Origin of the sequence: Ferdinandcohnia jepli (genome assembly GCF_047246645.1) — a bacterium.
Taxonomy (GTDB): Bacteria; Bacillota; Bacilli; order Bacillales; family Bacillaceae_L; genus Ferdinandcohnia.
Genome location: NZ_JBFOKR010000008.1, coordinates 121,322 through 135,888 on the forward strand (window position 1 = coordinate 121,322; position 14,567 = coordinate 135,888).

Consider the following 14,567-nt stretch of genomic DNA (forward strand, 5'->3'; position numbering starts at 1 on the left):
CTCCCGAATATTTATACACATAGAGTTTATTACTTTACATAACTCCTAAGGTATTAGTTTTAATGTACCCAGTCCACCACCAGAAAAGCGGTGGACTTCAACTGAATAAAGTACATTTTAATTACGTTCTATTATATCAAAGAGGTACTAAATTCCTAAATTTACACCCCTGATTTATCAATTTTTATTTAACCGAGCCTTCTGCAATACCTTTAATAATTTGCTTTTGTGCAAAGAAGTATGCAATGATGACCGGAATAATCGCCAGAGTCAATCCAGCAAGAGCCAAATGCCATTGTTTTGTATATTGTCCAAAGAAGAAGAACATTTTCAACGGGATTGTATGCAAGCCTTCTTTGTTAATAACAAGGGAAGGTAATAAGTAGTCATTCCATATCCAAATGATATTAAGAATACCTACTGTAACTGTAATCGGCTTTAACATAGGGAAAATGATATGCCAAAAAATCTGCCATCTATTTGCACCATCAATGGTTGCAGCCTCATCTAATGATCTTGAGATACCATTTAATGATCCATGATACAAGAAGATGGATAAACTACTTCCAAATCCAAGATACATAAAAATGATTCCAAAACGATTTAGCATTTCAAACTTACCAAACAGAGAAACCAACGGTATCATTACCGATTGGAACGGAATTAACATCGCTGCAACAAATAGGAAGAAAACCATACCACTTATTTTTCCTTTTCTTCGATTAAGTGCATATGCTGCCATTGATGAAAAAATAATGATTACTACTACACCTAAAGTCGTAATTAATACAGAGTTAAAGAATGTACGAATAAAATCTAATTCTTGAAAAGCTTGAACATAGTTAGCCCAAGTAAATTCATCTGGTAGAGCAACAGTATCAGTAAAGATCTCTCTTTTTGTTTTAAAAGAGTTTACAACCATCAAGTAGAAAGGGGAGAGCCATACTAGGGCAAGTACAACGCCTAGCAATTCAAGCAAATATAATTTTCTTTTTTTACTTTTCATTACATTTCGACCTCCCGTTTCTTGTTAATGTAAACCTGAGTTAACGATATTACAGCTACTATGACAAAGAAAACAATCGCCTTCGCCTGGCCGTATGCATAGTTATTTTCTGAGAATGCTGTTTTAAAGATCTCCATCGCTACCATTTGTGTTGAGTTATAAGGTCCTCCACCTGTTAATGATAGGTTTTGATCATAAAGCTTAAATGAGTTTGATAGAGTTAAGAACAAACTAACTGTAAATGCTGGAGCCACAAGTGGGAATGTTACATTCATAAAACGTTGGAATGCATTTGCTCCATCTATTTCTGCAGCTTCTAAAAGCTCCTGCGGAACACTTTCTAAATAAGAAATATAAATAATCATGATATAACCAGACATCTGCCAGCTCATAAGAATAACGAGTGCCCAGAAACCTGTTGTATCTGTTGAAAGCCAACCTTTAAACGCCATAATTCCAGTTAAATCTCCAATACTAGCAAATACCTTCATAAAGATAAATTGCCAGATGAAACCTAAGATTAGTCCACCGATTAGGTTTGGCATGAAAAAGATCGTACGTAGAAGCTTGTTTGTCTTTAATTTTTGAGTTACTAGTAACGCTAGTGATAACCCGAAAAAGTTTATTAAAAAGATAGAAACAACTGAGAATTTAATCGTGAACCATAAAGAATCCCTAAATTCTTTATCTCCAACTAATTTTTGATAGTGTTCTAGACCCACAAATTCAGTTATTTTTATTCCATTCCAGTTTGTAAATGAATAATACGTTCCAAAGAGTAATGGCACGATGACAACAACAGCAAGTGCTAATAACGTTGGGGCTAAAAATAGCCAGTACCATAGATTCCGGTTTCGCATTTTAAACTCCTCCAATAATCAATCGAAATACCGTAAACACGAAGTTCATTACATTAGTTGCGGTTCGATTTGTATAAGGGCTCTGTTATACTTCGTTGTTGACCTAAGTGCGTTTCCACAATTGATTTTCCAAATGTCTCGAATATTACCATCACTCATTCAACACCAAAATGTAACAGAGCCTTAAAAGTAGAAAACAAAGCAACATGTGCTGCCTTGTTTTCTGTTTTGGTTTATTAATTATTTTCTAGTATCTTCCCAAGAAGCTTGGGATTCTTTTACTAATTCGTCCCAAGTCATTTCGTCACTTAGGTATTTTTGGATGTTAACACCAAGTTGGTTTTCTCCCCAACCAGTTGGATATCCCATGAATACCCAAGGAATTGTTTTACCAGCAGAAGCATACTCGTAAACTGACTTTCCTAGTGGATCAGAAACTTTTGAAGCGTCAAATCCTTCATATGCAGGAATGAATTTGAAATCTTCAAGAACAGCAGTTTTACCTTCTTCAGAAGTGTATAACCAATCTAAGAAATCTTTAGCAGCTTTCACTTCAGCATCTTCTTTATTGCTGTTTACAGCCCAGTACATTGGAATACCAACTGGGATTGCATCTTCTTTGTAACCTTCAACAGGGATTGGTAGAATGCTTACGCCATTGTTAGCAAGCTCTTCGTCAATACCAGCGATTGAACCATATACCCAGTTACCTTGTTGAATCATAGCTACACGACCAGTTGAGAATAATTCTTCAACTTGCATTGCATAGTCTAAGCTAACAGTTGGTTGAACTGAATAATCATTTTGTAGATCAAGTACTTTTTTGAATGCATCAGCATATTCAAATTTTACTGTAGCAGAATCAAATGTTCCTAGCACATTTCCTTCAAATTCAGGAGATAAGAAAGCGTTTGATAAATGTAAACCAGTTACCCACTTTTCTTTACCTGGTAAAGCAAATACTGCATCTAAACCTAGATCTTCTTTCTTGCTATCTAATGTTTTTACTGCTTCTTCAAGAGCAGCTAAAGTTGTGATACTTGCAGGGTCAATACCAGCTTTTTCAAATACAGCAGTATTGTAAATTAATCCATAACCTTCTTGGTTAAATGGAAGACCTAATACTTTACCATCTTTAGTAACTCCTTCAAGAGTTCCTTCAAGAGCTTTTCCAGCAGCAGAAGTATCAGAAAGATCAGCTAAGCTGTCAGTCCAGTCAGCCACGTCTTGTGGTCCACCAATATTATAAATTGTTGGTTCTTCACCTGAAGCAAATTTTGAACGAAGAGCTGCGCCGTAATCTTCTCCACCACCAACAGTAGTGATGTTAATTTTTACGCCTTTGTTAGCTTCTTCATATTGTTTTGCAACAGCTTCGAATTGATCTTTAAATTCTACTTTAAATTGGAAGATATCAACAGTTACGTTTTCTGTAGATTCTCCGCCTTTGTTGTCTTTTTCTTCTCCAGCATCTTCGTTACTAGAACTACATCCAACTAAAACAACACTTAGTAAGAATAATAGTGCCATTAACGATGGTAAAAGTTTCTTTGCCTTCATGTTTTTGTACCCCCATTTTGTTTTTAAAAGAGTTGTAACCGTTTACCACACTCTGCGAAATCGTTTGCATAAAAGTATGCTGTTTTGTCGAAAAAAGCTATTTTTTCTACTTTTATTCAAACGCTTTCATTTAATCTATAAAACTTACTATCTTATGTACAGTAATAGTTTTATAGATTTATTAAATTACTGATAAGGTTTGTGCAAACGATTGCATCACTTTCACAAGACCATAATATCATGGGCAAAAAATAATTACAACTAAAATTTTTTAAACAAATTTCGAACTTTATTAAATGACATTAAGCAAAAATTAAAAATTAATTTCAAAGAATGACAAAAACTCCTGATTGGATCAGGAGTTTTTTACAAGCTTCGTATTCAATTGTTCAAGCATGTCTTTTGTCATTGATTCTAAGTTATATTGTGCTTTAAAGCCCCATTCTTCTTTTGCAGCTGTTGCATCAATAGAATTTGGCCAGCTTTCGGCAATAGCCTGACGCACAGGATCGACACTATATTTCATTGTGAAGTCAGGAATATGCTTTTTAATTTCTGCCGCAACTTCCTCAGGGGCAAAGCTCATTGCAGTGACATTGAAAGCATTACGGTGTCTTAGCTTTGACTCGTCTGCTTCCATTAAGTCAATGATCGCTTGAAGAGCATCTGGCATATACATCATGTCCATATATGTTCCTTCTGCAATATAGGAACTATATGCTTTATTTTTTAATGCTTCATAATAAATCTCTACTGCGTAGTCAGTTGTTCCTCCACCTGGAGGTGTTTCATAAGAAATCAATCCAGGGAATCGGAGTCCTCTAGTATCAACTCCAAATTTATGATTGTAATAATCACATAACAACTCACCAGATACCTTGTTTACGCCATACATTGTCGTGGGACGTTGGATTGTATCTTGAGGTGTATTATCCTTTGGAGTAGAAGGTCCAAACGCTCCAATTGAACTTGGTGTAAAGAATTGACAACGCAATTCTCTAGCAACTTCTAGCGCGTTCACCAATCCGCCCATATTTAAATTCCAAGCAAGCAATGGTTTTGCCTCAGCTGTAGCTGATAATAATGCGGCTAAATGAATTAATGTATCTGCATCATATTTTTTCGAAATATCAAACATTGCTTTTGCATCTGTAACATCTAGAATTTCAAACGGTCCTGCTTTTACAACTTCACTATCATTCTGACGGATGTCAGTTGCAATTACATTATCTGTACCGTAAACTTCACGCATTTTTGTGACAAGCTCTGAGCCAATTTGGCCAAGCGCTCCCGTTACAACGATCTTTTTCATTTGTACTCCTCCAAGTTGGTCTAGGTCAAAACAAAAGGACCAGCTTTTAGATAATATTCATTTCTTTTCCTACTTTTTCATAAATCGCAACAGCACGGTCTAACATATCCTTTGTATGTGCCGCTGTCGGCATATTACGCACTCTTCCCGTACCTTGAGGAACAGTTGGGAAAACGATTGACTTCGCATAAACGCCTTCTTCATTTAACCTCTTACTAAATTCTTGCGTTTTTATCTCTTCACCGATAATTACCGGTGTAATTGGTGTTTCACTATGGCCTATATCGAAGCCACGTTGCTTCAATTGCTCTTTAAAATAATTCGCATTTTCCCAAAGCTTATCATGTAATTCAGTGCTGCTCATTAAGATTTCGATTGCTTTTGTAGCAGCAACTACATCAGCTGGCGGTAATGCTGTTGAAAATAAGAATGGTCTACTACGTACTTTAAGCCAATCTATTAACTCTTGCTTTCCAGCTACATATCCACCTACAACTCCTATTGCTTTTGAAAGAGTTCCAATTTGGAAATCTACTTTATCTGAAAGTCCAAAATGTTTAACAGTTCCAGCACCTTTTCCAAGTACACCTGACCCGTGTGCATCGTCTACATATGTAATTAAGTCAAATTCTTCAGCAATTTCTACGATCTCAGGTATCTTTGCAACGTCTCCATCCATAGAAAATACACCGTCAGTAATCACCATGATTTTTTTATATAAGCCTGACTCTTTTGCCTCTTTTGCTTTTGCACGTAAGTCATCCATATCAGAATGATTCACACGAATAATTTTTGCCTTTGAAAGTCGGCAACCGTCTATAATGGATGCATGGTTAAGCTCATCTGATAGAATCGCATCATTCTTATCCATTACTGCAGAGATAGCAGCCATGTTACAGTTAAAACCAGATTGATAGGCAATTGCTGCTTCTGTATGTTTAAATTCAGCAAGCTTTTCTTCAAGTTTCACATGCAGATCAAGCGTTCCATTGATGGTTCTAACAGCTCCCGCTCCTACACCATACGTATTAATTGCTTCTTTTGCTACTTCCTTTAAGCGGTCATCCGTTGCTAGACCTAAGTAATTATTCGATGATAAATTGATAAGTTCTCTTCCATTAATCTTGATAATTGGTCCATTTGCGCCTTGAAGAGGATCGATGACATTGTAAAGACCCTTCGCTTTTAAATCATCAAGGTTTTCCTGTAAAAATGAATCTAATATCTTTGACATAAATAATCCTCCTTTTGTCTATTCTTAAACTACAAATGTATTTCTGGTGTGTACACGCGTGTTTTCTTCAAGCCTTTTATATCAACATTCTTCACATCTACTTTACCACATTTAGTTAACAATGTTTATACCCAGTGGACAGTTTTTGGTATTAATTATTGGTTCTCTCAAGAAGACCGTTGTTGTTTGCCTTTTTAGATAGGTGCTTAGCATATAGTTTGGTGATTTCCGCTCCTGGCACTCGCTTTCCGCGGGCGGACCGTGAGCCTCCTCGTCGCATGCTCCTGCGGGGTCTCACTTGGTCACGCTATTCCCGCAGGAGTCTCGTGCCATGCGCTACAATCACCCTGTAGTACAAACTTGAGCAGAAAGGTTAACAAACACAGCCTAATTATTATATTATTTACTAAATTTTGTTGTGTAATGCAATGTTAGGCGTTTTATCCAATCTTGAACATTTATCTTCATATTGTAATTCGACAATAATTCTAGGAATTCGGCAATAAACTTTGTTTTTCCGAAAAAAAACGTTAATAATCCGGCAATAAATTAGTTAATTCGAAAAACACCACATATAATCCGGCAAAACTTAAAATTATTTGAAAACTCGGCGATTGCCGAGCCTTTAGGCGACAGCAGAGCCGTAGTTGCACTTATGCAGATTGGAAAGAGTTTTATACTTTCCTATCTGCGAGCAAAAAAAAGACCCACACCGGGGCCTTTTCTACTTCTGTTTCTGTTTAATTGTATCGTGCAGCATGTCAATCATTGCTCTTGTTTCATCAAGATGACTTATTGTTTCTTCGTAGGCTTGTGAGGCTACACTCATAAATAGGATATCAATTACATGAAGCTGGGCAATGCGGGAAGAGGTTGCGCCACTTCTAAAGGTTGGCTCTTTTGTAGCAGACGTATATAAACGTATATCCGCTTGCTCTGTAACAATCGATGAGCCATACTTCGTTAAGCTAATCGTGTGTGCGCCTTTTTTATTTGCAATCTCGAGTATCTTTGCTACCTCAAAGGTTTTACCTGAGAATGAAATTCCTACAACTACATCATTTTCCTGTGCGTTTGCAACAAGAGTTGCTGCCATATGGAGATCAGGGAATGCGGTTGCCTTTTTGTCAATTCGCAGGAACTTCTGCTGTGCATCTTGGGCAATAATGCTTGACGCGCCCACCCCAAAGAAGTGAATGGTGCCTGCGTTCTTAAGAACCTCTACTGCTCTTTCTAATTCTTCCGTATTTAACAACTCTGCCGTTTCGCGAATCGTTTGAATGCTGTTATTTGTCATTTTTTCAATGATTGATTGCGCTGGTTCATTTGGTTCGATATCACGAAAACCTGTCGCTTTCGTTTTTTGCAGATCGCCCGCTATTCGCAGCTTTAGATCCTGGAAGCCTTTTAAATCAAGTGATTTACAAAGTCTAATAACAGCGGCACTACTTGTTGAACTTCGTTTTCCGAGTTCACTTGCCGTTAATGAAATTGTATCCTGAGGATTTTCTAAAATATATTGAGCTATTTTTCGTTCAGATGGTGGTAGGGTTGTATGCATCTCTTGTAGCATAACAAGTCCCCCGGTCATAAAGGCCATAAATATCAACTCTCTTATGAATATATTATATTAATTTTTTCATCACGTGGAATTTACGTGTTACTTCAAAACCTGTTTTCTTGTATAAATGTCCAGCTGCACTTTTTTCACCAGTCCATAAAAACCAAGCACCATGCAAGCCTTCAGAACGCATATTTTTTAGGCATTCATGTAGCAGAATTTTACCTAATCCCTTTCCTTGTTGGTCAGGGTCAACACCAAATGGACCAAAGCGGTCTGGTATCCCTTCGTAACCACCATATATACAGAAGCCTACTAATCTTTCACCGTCTCTAGCAATTAAGATTCGATGAAGAGGTAGACCTTGTAGTATACCTTCTCGGATGGCTCTTCCCCAATCAGGGTTAAAGGTTTTATTAGCAAACTGGATTACTTCATATAAATCTTTATCCTGTGCTTGTAAAAATGTATAACCTTCTTGTTCGCGCTTTACCTTAAGTTTCATTGCATCACTTGCTGGAGCATAACCGACTAAGCTTCGATCCATTGCAACAGGTGAATATTGTTTTTCAAAGCCCTGTTTTACTAAAAATGCATAGCCTTCAGGATATGCTTCTTCATCGATACCAGGCAAGATATAATTAGGTGCGTATGAAGCAAAGAATACATTCTTTCTACCCTGAGATGCAAGAAATTCTACTCCATCGTTCAATAATTTTTCTGCAACTCCCGCCTTGCGATATGAAGGATGCACAAAGAAAAATGGAATCCACCCATTTTCAGGCTCCAATTCCGTACCTTCCATTGGTAACAATCTACGTATCGCATACACACAACCAACTATTTTTTCGTTATCTGTAGCGATACGTAACCCTTGTGGATCAAAATTGGCATCAAGCAAGACAAGATTTCGAAAGCGTTGCTGTGTAATAGGATCCATCGTTAAACAGTCGTTCCAAAGGGTAACGATGCTTTGTTCATCTCCTGATTGATAATAGCGATACGTAATCATGGGGTTCTCTCCTCTGACATTTATTTATATAAAAGATAGGGTTCTCTCTGTTTTAAAAATCCTTCAGTCTGTACTCTACTGCTTTCTATGAATCTACTTGTTTCTCCTTTTACAACGAGATCCTTCAATTCCTTCGTACCGGCAAGTAAATCAAACATATAGGTCTTCTTTTCACCAAATTGAACAAATTCAAATTCCTTTGGATACATTTCTGCAATCGTCTCGAGAACTGTCAACCCTGTGGCTAACGAGTGTATCGTTTTCCTATCAGTTACATGCAGTTGAATTCCTTCACAATGTAAGTCCTTATGTTTTGAATACGTTGGAACAAAAGAAATCGGACGAGCAATGACACCAGGTAGCTTTTTCTCATTCAGTCTCTTTGCTACTTGATAGCCTTCAATAAATGGGCTGCCGATATACTCAAAAGGACGTGTCGTTCCTCTTCCTTCTGATAAATTCGTCCCTTCAACTAAACATGTCCCCGGGTACAAAATACACATATCCATCCCCGTTGTGTTTGGTGAAGGCGGAACCCAAAATAGATCTGTTTCATCATAATACATATCCCGGTTCCAGCCTTCCATTGGAACAACCGTTACATTACAATTAATCCCAAATTCATGTTTAAAAAACAAAGCTAGTTCCCCAACGGTCATTCCGTGGCGGTTAGGGATTGGATATAACCCAACAAAGGAGCGGCACTCTTCTTCTACTAAATTACCTTCTAGTCTAGTACCGGAAATCGGATTTGGACGATCAAGCACGACAAATTCCTTACCAAACTCAGCACAAGCTTCCATCACATATGCCATCGTATAGATAAACGTATAATAACGTGCTCCGATATCCTGTAAGTCAAAAAAGATAATATCTACCGGCTCCAGCATTTCTTTCGTTGGCTTTTTTGTTGCACCATATAAGCTATAAACAGGTACTTTTGTATAAGGATCTACAAAGAAATCAACCTTCTCGCCTTCCTTTGCACTACCTCTTATTCCATGCTCTGGACCATATAAAGCTGTTAACTCAATTGAAGGATGGGCATGGAAAAGGTCGATCGCCGGTGTTAATTGTTGATTGACACCTGTCATATTGGTAACTAAACCAACCCTTTTACCTTTACACAAGTGAAGATGATCTGTTAAGAAATAATCAAGTCCGATTCTCATAACGATGTCCCTTCTTTAAAAAAAGAGAGATTATCTCTCTCTTTTTTGTTTTTCATTATTCCTTTACGCCACCTAATGTTAAGCCTTTTACGAAATGACGTTGGAATAGGATAAATACAATGATCATTGGAATAGAAGCAACAGCCGCTCCACTCATGAGAAGCTTAAAGCTCGCTAAGTTCGCATCCTGTAATGTCTTCAATCCGACTGGTAATGTATATAAGTCAGCATTATTTAATACGATAATTGGCCATAGGAAAGAATTCCATACGCTCATAAATGTAAAGATTCCTAGTGCAGCCAGTCCTGGTTTTGCTAATGGGAGTACGATGCTCCAATATGTCTTCCATTCACTTGCTCCATCTATTTTTGCAGCATCCAATAACTCATCAGGGATTGAATGCATAAATTGCCTCATTAAGAATACACCAAATACCATTGCTAAATCCGGGAATATTAGTGCCCAGTGTGTATCCATGATTCCGAAATTACGAACCATGATAAACAACGGAACCAATGTAACCTGTCCTGGAATCATCATTGTCGCGATAATTGACCAGAAGATTAAATTCCGTCCTGGGAATCTCTTTTTCGCTAACACATACCCGGCCATTGAGTCGAAGAGTAATACACCGATTGTTACAACTACCGCAATATATAAACTGTTAAAAAACCAAACACCAATATTGTTCTTTTTAAATAATGTTGTGAATCCAGAAAAAGTATCTTCAATAATTCGGTCCATTACATCACGATGATAAGTTGCTTGTTCCATATCTCCTGAATTTTCAGCATCGCGTGCTTTTCCCCAGTGCTCAAAATACTCTGTAATCCCCATCGGATACATTTTCGGCGGGTTTGAATCTACATATGATACTTGACGCTCTAGTTCCTCATCCTGATAACTGCTTAATTGTAGAGATGTACTAAATACCCAATATAATGGTAAAAGGGAAACAATTGCGAACACGGAAAGTAATAAATAAATGATAAGCTTGTTTAATTTTTGAATACCTGTTGTCATGATGTCCCCTCCTACTCATCGTACCGAAGTACACGGAATTGAATAACTGAAAATACTAGAATGATAAAGAATAAAACGACTGATTGTGCCGCAGCATAACCAAACTCAAAGTCTCTAAATCCAGTTTTATAGATTAAATGAACAAGCGTTTCTGTTGCTGTTCCTGGTCCTCCACCTGTCATCATAATGATCTGTGTGAAGACTTGGAATGATCCAATTGTGCTTAATAACACTAAGTATAATGTTGATGGCTTTAATAATGGTAATGTGATATAAAACCATTTTTGAATACCATTTGCCCCATCAATTGTTGCAGCTTCATATAACGCAGTTGAGATTGATCCCATGGAAGCTAGATATAAGATAATACCTACTCCAAATGGTATTAAGCATTGCATGATGATTAGCGCCCATAGTGCTGATGAGGATTGTCCTAACCAGTTAAGTTGATCCATTCCAAATAAACCTAGAACATAGTTAAATAATCCAAAATCATAGTTGTACATCCAGCGCCATACCATCGCAACAATTACCATTGATGTAACTGTTGGTAAATAAAATGCTCCTCGAAAGAAGCTTTGAGCCATTTTACCGAGAGGATGGATAAGAGAAGCAATAATGAGTGCACTTATTACGTTAAATGGTACCGTTACAACCGTAAAAAGGAACGTGTTCCCTAATGCGTCGTAAAAGGCATCACTTTTAAATACCTTTATATAGTTATCAAGGCCAGCCCACTCACTTCCAAAGACTTTATATTCCTGGAAAGACAGAATGAATGCCCATACTACCGGTATTGCAATAAATGCTATAAACAGGATTAGTTTGGGAAGTAAAAATAAGTATGCGGGATAGTTTTTTATTATTTGTTTAAATATAGATGGTTTTTTTGTTTCCACTACTGCATTTGCAGTTTGATGAACGGGTTTCAAGGTTATTCCCCCAATCTTTCATTACAGGCAGGGAGTCAAACACTTGACTACCTGCCCGTCTTGTTGCTATTCGCCTAAGAATTCATTAACCTTTTTCTCTGCATCTTTCATTGCTTGTTCTGCTGTCTTTTCACCGTTGAATACTAATTGAAGCTCAGTTTGAATTGCTTCATCAATTTTCTTCCACTCTGGATGACGAGGAAGCATTACAACCTGAGAAGACATTTCTTGAGCACGTTTCATTTCTGGATTATCTTTATACGGATCTTTGTCAGCAGATGATTTACGTGCTGGGAAAATACCATATTCAGTAGCCATTGTGTACTGCTCATCAGTTGAAGAGATGTATTTAATAAACTCACCAACTACTTTTTTCTTTCCTGCTTCTTCTTGGTGGAACATTGTCCAGCCACCTACACCACCGATTGTAACTGGTTCACCAGTTGATCCAGTTGGGTAGTTTGCTACAGCAAAGTTTGTTGGAAACTTAGTTTGAGCTGCACTGATTGCCCAAGTAGCCCATGGTTGCATTGCAACTGTACGTTGCTCTTCGTTTGCCCAAGCTTGGAATGTACCACCTACATCTTGACCACCTAATGTTTCAGGAGCTGCATCATGCTTTAATTTTAAGTCAGCAAGCTGTTGAATTGCTTCTACTGCTTCTGGCTCTGTAAACGTAAACTTGCTCAAGTCTTCATTTAATGGACTACCTCCATTAATATAGAAGAATGGCCATGCTTCATAATATCCAGGAAGTATATAAGTTGAGAAACCATATACGTCTGTTTTTCCATCGTTATCTCTGTCAAAAGTTAGCTTTTTAGCTGTTTCAACGAATTCATCCCAAGTCCATTCTCCGTTTGCAGGAGGCTCTACTCCAGCTTCTTCAAATAGATCTAGGTTTAAAAGCATTGTGTGTACTGTTAAAGAGTTTGGAACTCCATATAGTTTTCCATCGAATGTGTATGCATCTAATGCATTATCATAGAAATCTGTTAGTTCATCTTTTGTAAATAATTCGTCAACAGGCTCAATTACACCTTGTTCGATATGTTCAATACTTACCGCACTACCGCTGATATCAACTGGAGCGATGTCTGGCCAAGATTGACCTGCAATTGAAACGCCTAATTTATCAGGAAGCTCTGCCCAAGGTACTTGAACTAGTTCAATTTCTACACCTTCATGCTCTGCTTCAAATTCTTCAATTTTGCTTTCTAACCAGTGATACTTGTTATCTTCTGCGTCAGCCCAACGAGGTCCATCCCAAATTGTGATTTTTCCTGTCCAAGCTTTTTCATCTTCGCCATCTTTTGATGCGTTTTCATCTTTGCTACATGCTGCCAGCATACCAATAACCAACATAGCTGTAAGTAAAAGACTAAGCCATTTTTTCATTTTCATAGTTCCCCCTTAAGTATATTTCCTTTTCATCCGTAAGAATTTTTCAAATTGGCATTTCAAGTTATGTGCTTCTTGGCCCTCGCCTCCTTTCAGTGTGCGTGTTTTTTAATAATTTCGAATGTATTTTCACTAATTTTTTATGTCTAGCTCCAGCGCCTAGCCCCTCGAGGTCGCTTCACCCCTCCTGCGGCGGCAACAGCCTCCTTGTCGGACTTTCACAGGATGTGCTGATGTCGGCGTTCGCCACAGGACGTGGCGGTTTTTAGGCGACGTTCCTCTATAAGGCGCTTGCGCTTTTCTTATTACCAAGCAATCTTCCCCATCACCACTGGAGCACTTGCGCCTGTTGCAGATGGTAGATTATTAGGCCGCTTCATCACACATTGATAGCCTAGTAGTGCAAAGACAACTGCTTCTTTTGCGTCGGCTGGTATTCCTAACTCATCCGTACTCGCTAGTTTAATTGTTTCAGGAAGGTGAGCTTTTATGGAGTTGCGAAGTGTTTGATTGTACCAACCTCCTCCGCTTATAAAAACCTCTCCAATTTGATAGGAATCTATAAATCTTTTAATATCTTCTGAAATGGTTATTGCAGTCAATTCTGTGATTGTTGCTATTTTATCTTCTGGAGATAGTTGAGTATTTAGTTCCCAAAGCTGTTTTGCATATTGAATACCAAACAATTCTCTACCTGTACTTTTTGGAATAGGAAATTGATAGTATTCATGTTTTAATAGTTCATTTAGCCAGCTATTGTTCACTGTTCCACTTGCCGCAATCTCTCCATTGTCATCAAAGGTTTGCTTTCCATTTGATGCCCATGTAGTAAAAGCATCAATCAGCATATTTCCTGGGCCTGTATCAAATGCAAGAACAGACTCATTACTTGTTGCAGGCGGTAGCACTGTTATATTAGCGATGCCCCCTATATTTACTAACACTCGACCAACTGATTGGTCCCTACATAATAGTTTATCCGCATACGGAACTAGCGGAGCACCTTGGCCACCAACTGCCATGTCACGAGTTCTGAAATCGCCTACTGTCATTACTCCGGTACGTTCTGCAATTACTGCTATATCACCAATCTGTAAGGTAGACGAAACGGCATAGCCTTCAGTAGTACTTTTTTCAGGCTGATGAAAAATGGTTTGACCGTGAGAACTGATAATGTCTACATCTTTCATTTCTAAGCCAGCTTCTTGCACTACTTGCTTTGCTGCATCTGAAAACAACTCACCTAACAACATGTTCATGTACGAGATTTCTTCAATCCTTGCACGATCTGGGTCACAAAGGTCTAGTATTCTTGTTTTTAGTGATTCTGAAAAAGGAAGTGTTTTAAAATGAACAAGATTTACGTTAAGCTCTGTGCCAATTTCACTTATCGAAACTAACGCAGCATCAATACCATCCAATGAAGTTCCTGACATTAAGCCAACAACATATTTAGGCTTGTCATTTACCAAGCATGACCCCTCCCTTCCTAA

12 protein-coding genes are annotated in these 14,567 nt (G+C 37.9%); all 12 read right to left on the bottom strand.

The features are described 5' to 3' along the window. Positions 1 to 184: 184 nt before the first annotated feature. The 12 genes from AB3M96_RS10180 to AB3M96_RS10235 all read right to left on the bottom strand — a co-directional run bounded on the left by AB3M96_RS10180 (position 185) and on the right by AB3M96_RS10235 (position 14,546). Complete coding sequence (locus AB3M96_RS10180; RefSeq protein WP_412967496.1) at positions 185 to 1,006, bottom strand: carbohydrate ABC transporter permease; 822 nt, start codon at positions 1,004 to 1,006, stop codon at positions 185 to 187. Beyond that, positions 1,006 to 1,866 carry a carbohydrate ABC transporter permease gene (locus tag AB3M96_RS10185; protein ID WP_412967497.1) on the bottom strand — a complete coding sequence of 287 codons (861 nt, stop codon included), beginning with the start codon at positions 1,864 to 1,866 and terminating at the stop codon, positions 1,006 to 1,008. Before AB3M96_RS10185 ends, AB3M96_RS10180 begins: the two co-directional genes overlap by 1 nt. Positions 1,867 to 2,106: 240 nt before the next feature. Next, complete coding sequence (locus tag AB3M96_RS10190) at positions 2,107 to 3,426, bottom strand: ABC transporter substrate-binding protein (protein ID WP_412967498.1); 1,320 nt, start codon at positions 3,424 to 3,426, stop codon at positions 2,107 to 2,109. Positions 3,427 to 3,781: 355 nt separating this feature from the next. Next, positions 3,782 to 4,738 (bottom strand): L-threonine 3-dehydrogenase, encoded by a 957-nt coding sequence (locus AB3M96_RS10195; protein WP_412967499.1) that lies wholly within the window; start codon positions 4,736 to 4,738, stop codon positions 3,782 to 3,784. 46 nt (positions 4,739 to 4,784) lie between these two features. Further along, the gene (locus AB3M96_RS10200; RefSeq protein ID WP_412967500.1) at positions 4,785 to 5,972 is read right to left on the bottom strand and encodes a glycine C-acetyltransferase; all 1,188 of its coding nucleotides are present in this window, start codon (positions 5,970 to 5,972) and stop codon (positions 4,785 to 4,787) included. A 724-nt stretch (positions 5,973 to 6,696) separates the two neighbouring features. Further along, positions 6,697 to 7,572 carry a MurR/RpiR family transcriptional regulator gene (locus AB3M96_RS10205; RefSeq protein ID WP_489672277.1) on the bottom strand — a complete coding sequence of 292 codons (876 nt, stop codon included), beginning with the start codon at positions 7,570 to 7,572 and terminating at the stop codon, positions 6,697 to 6,699. Between the two features lie 25 nt (positions 7,573 to 7,597). After that, positions 7,598 to 8,545 (bottom strand): GNAT family N-acetyltransferase, encoded by a 948-nt coding sequence (locus AB3M96_RS10210; protein ID WP_412967502.1) that lies wholly within the window; start codon positions 8,543 to 8,545, stop codon positions 7,598 to 7,600. A 20-nt stretch (positions 8,546 to 8,565) separates the two neighbouring features. After that, positions 8,566 to 9,717 carry an exo-beta-N-acetylmuramidase NamZ family protein gene (locus AB3M96_RS10215; RefSeq protein ID WP_412967503.1) on the bottom strand — a complete coding sequence of 384 codons (1,152 nt, stop codon included), beginning with the start codon at positions 9,715 to 9,717 and terminating at the stop codon, positions 8,566 to 8,568. Positions 9,718 to 9,772: 55 nt separating this feature from the next. Then, a complete protein-coding gene (locus AB3M96_RS10220) occupies positions 9,773 to 10,741 on the bottom strand; it encodes a carbohydrate ABC transporter permease (RefSeq protein ID WP_412967504.1) in 969 nt (322 codons plus the stop codon). 11 nt (positions 10,742 to 10,752) lie between these two features. After that, positions 10,753 to 11,673, bottom strand: a complete 921-nt coding sequence (locus AB3M96_RS10225) for a carbohydrate ABC transporter permease (RefSeq protein WP_412967505.1) — start codon at positions 11,671 to 11,673, stop codon at positions 10,753 to 10,755. Positions 11,674 to 11,739: 66 nt separating this feature from the next. Beyond that, complete coding sequence (locus tag AB3M96_RS10230; RefSeq protein ID WP_412967506.1) at positions 11,740 to 13,071, bottom strand: ABC transporter substrate-binding protein; 1,332 nt, start codon at positions 13,069 to 13,071, stop codon at positions 11,740 to 11,742. Between the two features lie 308 nt (positions 13,072 to 13,379). Continuing rightward, complete coding sequence (locus AB3M96_RS10235; protein ID WP_412967507.1) at positions 13,380 to 14,546, bottom strand: anhydro-N-acetylmuramic acid kinase; 1,167 nt, start codon at positions 14,544 to 14,546, stop codon at positions 13,380 to 13,382. Positions 14,547 to 14,567: the final 21 nt, after the last annotated feature.

Coding starts and splice junctions, on each gene's coding strand:
- AB3M96_RS10180 (WP_412967496.1), bottom strand. CDS start 1,006: ATGAAAAGTAAAAAAAGAAAATTATATTTGCTTGAATTGCTAGGCGTT.
- AB3M96_RS10185 (WP_412967497.1), bottom strand. CDS start 1,866: ATGCGAAACCGGAATCTATGGTACTGGCTATTTTTAGCCCCAACGTTA.
- AB3M96_RS10190 (WP_412967498.1), bottom strand. CDS start 3,426: ATGAAGGCAAAGAAACTTTTACCATCGTTAATGGCACTATTATTCTTA.
- AB3M96_RS10195 (WP_412967499.1), bottom strand. CDS start 4,738: ATGAAAAAGATCGTTGTAACGGGAGCGCTTGGCCAAATTGGCTCAGAG.
- AB3M96_RS10200 (WP_412967500.1), bottom strand. CDS start 5,972: ATGTCAAAGATATTAGATTCATTTTTACAGGAAAACCTTGATGATTTA.
- AB3M96_RS10205 (WP_489672277.1), bottom strand. CDS start 7,572: ATGGCCTTTATGACCGGGGGACTTGTTATGCTACAAGAGATGCATACA.
- AB3M96_RS10210 (WP_412967502.1), bottom strand. CDS start 8,545: ATGATTACGTATCGCTATTATCAATCAGGAGATGAACAAAGCATCGTT.
- AB3M96_RS10215 (WP_412967503.1), bottom strand. CDS start 9,717: ATGAGAATCGGACTTGATTATTTCTTAACAGATCATCTTCACTTGTGT.
- AB3M96_RS10220 (WP_412967504.1), bottom strand. CDS start 10,741: ATGACAACAGGTATTCAAAAATTAAACAAGCTTATCATTTATTTATTA.
- AB3M96_RS10230 (WP_412967506.1), bottom strand. CDS start 13,071: ATGAAAAAATGGCTTAGTCTTTTACTTACAGCTATGTTGGTTATTGGT.